At 67.3% G+C, this 3718-nt stretch carries 4 protein-coding genes; 2 read left to right on the top strand and 2 right to left on the bottom strand.

The features are described 5' to 3' along the window. The first annotated feature begins 15 nt into the window (after positions 1-15). Both mqo and NS2_RS35170 read left to right on the top strand, forming a co-directional pair. Complete coding sequence (gene mqo, locus NS2_RS35165) at positions 16-1524, top strand: malate dehydrogenase (quinone) (RefSeq protein WP_147207440.1); 1509 nt, start codon at positions 16-18, stop codon at positions 1522-1524. 47 nt (positions 1525-1571) lie between these two features. Continuing rightward, positions 1572-2063, top strand: coding sequence for a PaaI family thioesterase (locus tag NS2_RS35170; RefSeq protein WP_052086611.1), 492 nt, complete (start codon positions 1572-1574; stop codon positions 2061-2063). 2 nt (positions 2064-2065) lie between these two features. Here the strand turns inward: NS2_RS35170 and NS2_RS35175 are convergent, their stop codons facing one another. Next, entirely contained in the window at positions 2066-3073 is a 1008-nt protein-coding gene (locus NS2_RS35175) for an aldo/keto reductase (protein WP_036546239.1), read from the bottom strand. A gap of 126 nt (positions 3074-3199) precedes the next feature. Beyond that, entirely contained in the window at positions 3200-3394 is a 195-nt protein-coding gene (locus NS2_RS35180) for a hypothetical protein (protein ID WP_033088710.1), read from the bottom strand. Positions 3395-3718: the final 324 nt, after the last annotated feature.

Here is a 3718-nt window from a genome sequence, read left to right on the forward strand (position 1 = left end):
GGACACTAGCGGGTAATGACAACGAGAACACAGCCCCTGCGGCCCTATGACGTCGTCCTGATCGGCGGCGGCATCATGAGCGCGACCCTCGCGGTAATGCTCAAGCACCTGGAGCCCAGCTGGACGATCGCGGTCTACGAGCGACTGCCCGAGGTGGGCAGGGAGGCCTCGGCGGCCTGGAACAATGCGGGCACCGGCCATTCGAGCCTGTGCGAACTCGACTACACCGTCGAGAACCCGGACGGCTCGATCGATATCGGGCCCGCCGTGGAACTCAACGAGCAGTTCCAGCTCACCCGGCAGCTGTGGGCGTCGCTGGTGCAGAACGGGATTCTGCGCGATCCGTCGACCTTCATCAATCCGGTCCCGCACATGACGCTGGCGCGCGGTGACGCCGAGGTGGATTTCCTGCGTCGTCGTCACGAAACACTTTCCGCCCATCATCTTTTCGCGAGTATGCGATTCAGCGACGACCCGAAGGTGATCGGCGAGTGGGCCCCGCTGCTGACCGCGGGCCGCGCGGACGGCGAGCCAATCGCCGCCACCCGCGACATCACCGGCAGCGATATCGATTTCGGTGAGCTGACCGTCCAGCTGTTCCACTGGCTGCGCTGGCGCGATGTCGAGATCCACCGCAATTGCGAGGTGCGCGGGCTGCGCCGCAACAATGACGGCACCTGGCAGCTGCGGGTGGACTGGCGCACCGACAACGACCGCCTCACCCGGAAGGTTGACGCCCGCTTCGTCTTCGCGGGCGCGGGCGGCTGGGCGTTGAAGGTCCTGCAGAAGGCGGGCATTCCGGAGGCGCACGGCTACGGTTTGCTGCCGGTGAGCGGCCGATTCCTGCGCTGCGACAATCCGGAGGTGATCGCCGCGCACGACGCCAAGGTGTACGGCCGCGGTCCGGTCGGCGCGCCGTCGATTTCCATGCCGCACTTGGATACTCGACTCGTGAACGGGCGGCGGTCGCTGCTGTTCGGCCCCTATCCGGGCGCGAATCCCCGCTTCCTGAAGGGCGGTTCGCTCTTCGACGCCCCGGCGTCGCTGCGGCCGGACAATCTCGCACCGCTGGGCGCCATGCTGCGGCAGAACCGGGATCTGGCCTGGCTGCTGGTCTCGCAGCGGGCCTCGACGCGCAAGAAGAAGCTGGCGGCGCTGCGGGAATTCGTGCCGGAGGCTCGCGCCGCGGACTGGACCATGATCACCGCGGGCCAGCGCGCCCAGATCGTGAAGCCGGATCCGGAGCGCGGCGGCGTGCTGGAATTCGGTACGGAAGTCGTTGCCTCGCACGATGGTTCGATCGCGGCGGTGCTGGGCGCCACGCCGGGCGCGTCGACCGCGCCCGTCGTCCTGCTGGAGGTGCTGGAGCGTTGCTTCCCGCGCTATTCGCACCTCTGGGAACCGCGCCTGCGCAGTCTCATGCCGACCCTCGGGCGGAGTCTGGCCAAGGATCCCCGGCTGGCGCGGCAAACCATGGCCGATACCGCCGAGGCGCTGGGGCTTGAGGGTCGCGTAGTGGGCTGATATGAAATTGGAACACGTTTCAATTTCTTGACCGGTCAGGAGACGGCATGGACAGCGCCACCAAGGACGAGCAGAGCGCCACCATGGGCGAAATGGTGATGGCGGGCTTCCGCAAGCTCGGCTTCATCCAGTTCACCGGCATCGAGAGCGTCGACTACGCTCCCGGCCGCAGCGTGGTCAGCATGGCCGCCGGGCCCGAGCACTTCAACCACAATGGCGACATTCACGCCGCCCTGCTGTTCGGCCTGGCCGAGACGGCCGCCATGGGCGCGTCCATCTCCGGCATCGTGGATCTGCTCGGCGACACCTACATCGTGGCCCGCAACGGTCGCATCGAATACCTGGCCCGCGCCAAGGGCGAGGCGGGTCCTTTCAGCGCCACCTCCGAACTGACCCCGGAGGCGATCGCGACCACCCGCGCGAATATCGAGTCCCGCACCGAGATCGAGCTGGAGGTGCCGGTGACGATCACCGATGTCACCGGCAAGCCCGTGGCCGGCGCGGCCTTCACCGCGGTGATCCGGCCGCGCCGCAAGTAGTTTCAGCGTTCGCTGTCCAGCATGGCCATCTGCTCCGGTGCGTAGCGCCCGCCCGCGACCCGGTCGGCGGGCACGGCCGCCTCGATGGTGGCCAGCTCGGCATCGGTCAGCCGGATATCCACCGCGGCAAGGGCTTCCGCCCAGCGCTGCGGCTTCCGCGCGCCGATCAGCGGCACGATATCCGTGCCCCGCGACAGCACCCAGGCGATGGCCAGCTGCGCCACGCTCACGTCGTGATCGGCCGCGATCTCGGCCAGCGCATCGACCAGACGCAGATTGGCGGTGAAGTTCTCGCCCTGGAAGCGCGGGCTGTGGGCGCGGAAGTCGTTGGGCGCGAACTGCTGCCCGGGCCGCAACGAGCCGCCGAGCAGGCCGCGTGAGAGCACCCCGTAGGCGGTGATGCCGATGCCGAGTTCGCGTGCGACAGGCAGGATTTCGGCCTCGATCCCGCGAGAGATCAGCGAGTACTCGATCTGCAGATCCACGATCGGGTGTACGGCCGCGGCGCGCCGCAGCGTCTCCGCACCCACCTCCGACAGCCCGATGTGGCGGATGTATCCGGCCCGCACCATGTCCGCGAGCCCGCCGATGGTCTCCTCGATCGGGACGTTCGGGTCCAGCCGCGCGGGCCGGTAGATATCGATGTAATCGGTGCCCAGCCGCTCCAGCGTGTAGGCCAGGAAATTCTTGGTGGCCGCCGGCCGCGTATCCACGCCGCCGAAGCTGCCGTCGGGCCCGCGCAGCGCACCGTATTTCACGCTGAGCAGCACATCCTCGCGCTTGCGCTCGGCCAGCGCCTGCCGGATGAGCAGCTCGTTGTGCCCCATCCCGTAGAAGTCGCCGGTGTCGATGAGGTTCGCGCCGGAATCGATGGCGGCATGCACGGTGGCAATGGACACGGCCTCATCGGCCTGCCCGTACATGCCGGACATCCCCATGGCCCCGAGAGCGAGGCGAGAGACTGCGGGCCCGGTCTTGCCGAGCTGGACGGTGTCGAGGTTCTTCGTCATGGCGACAACGTTGCGCCCACCGTGCGAGGAGTGGGAGAGGACCGCTCATCCATGGATCGCCGATCCCTGGATGGGTGAGCCGACCATCGTCGCCGCGATGCCCGGCCCGCCGGTGGCGTCATGTCGTCAGGGCTGGTCGGGCGGACCGTCGTTGTAGTAGGCCAGAAGGGCGCGACATACCCGTCGGCCGACGCTTCCACCCTGCTTACTGGGGGCGATACACATGACGATGCAGCTCACGAGCAGGATGGTCAGCGGAACAGCGACCTTCGGATCCACGCCGACCTCCATGGCGAGCACCACGATGAAGGCAAAGCTCATCCCTACCAAGCCCAGTACTGTCCACGCGGCATGCGGTGTCCATGGCGAGGTAGGGGCAGGCTCGCCCGCGGACGTCTTGGACACAGCAGCGTGATTTTCGAGCCGGGTATCGGCCTGGGCCGGATCCGGGAGCGGAGTCGGTGCAGGGGGCTGGACGCCTCCTTCGTGATCATGCGGCACGCTGCCCCTCCATATCCTTACCGTTCACGGCCATGACGGCTCGTGTACTTGCATTTGTTCGATCGTTGTCGGGGCATTTTCGATTGATCGAAGTGGGGGCAACCGATATCGTCAGCAAGGACAACTCCGTTGGTGCTAGTGTCC

The sequence above is a fragment of the Nocardia seriolae NBRC 15557 genome (assembly GCF_007990715.1).
In the GTDB taxonomy this organism is placed as follows: Bacteria; Actinomycetota; Actinomycetes; order Mycobacteriales; family Mycobacteriaceae; genus Nocardia; species Nocardia seriolae.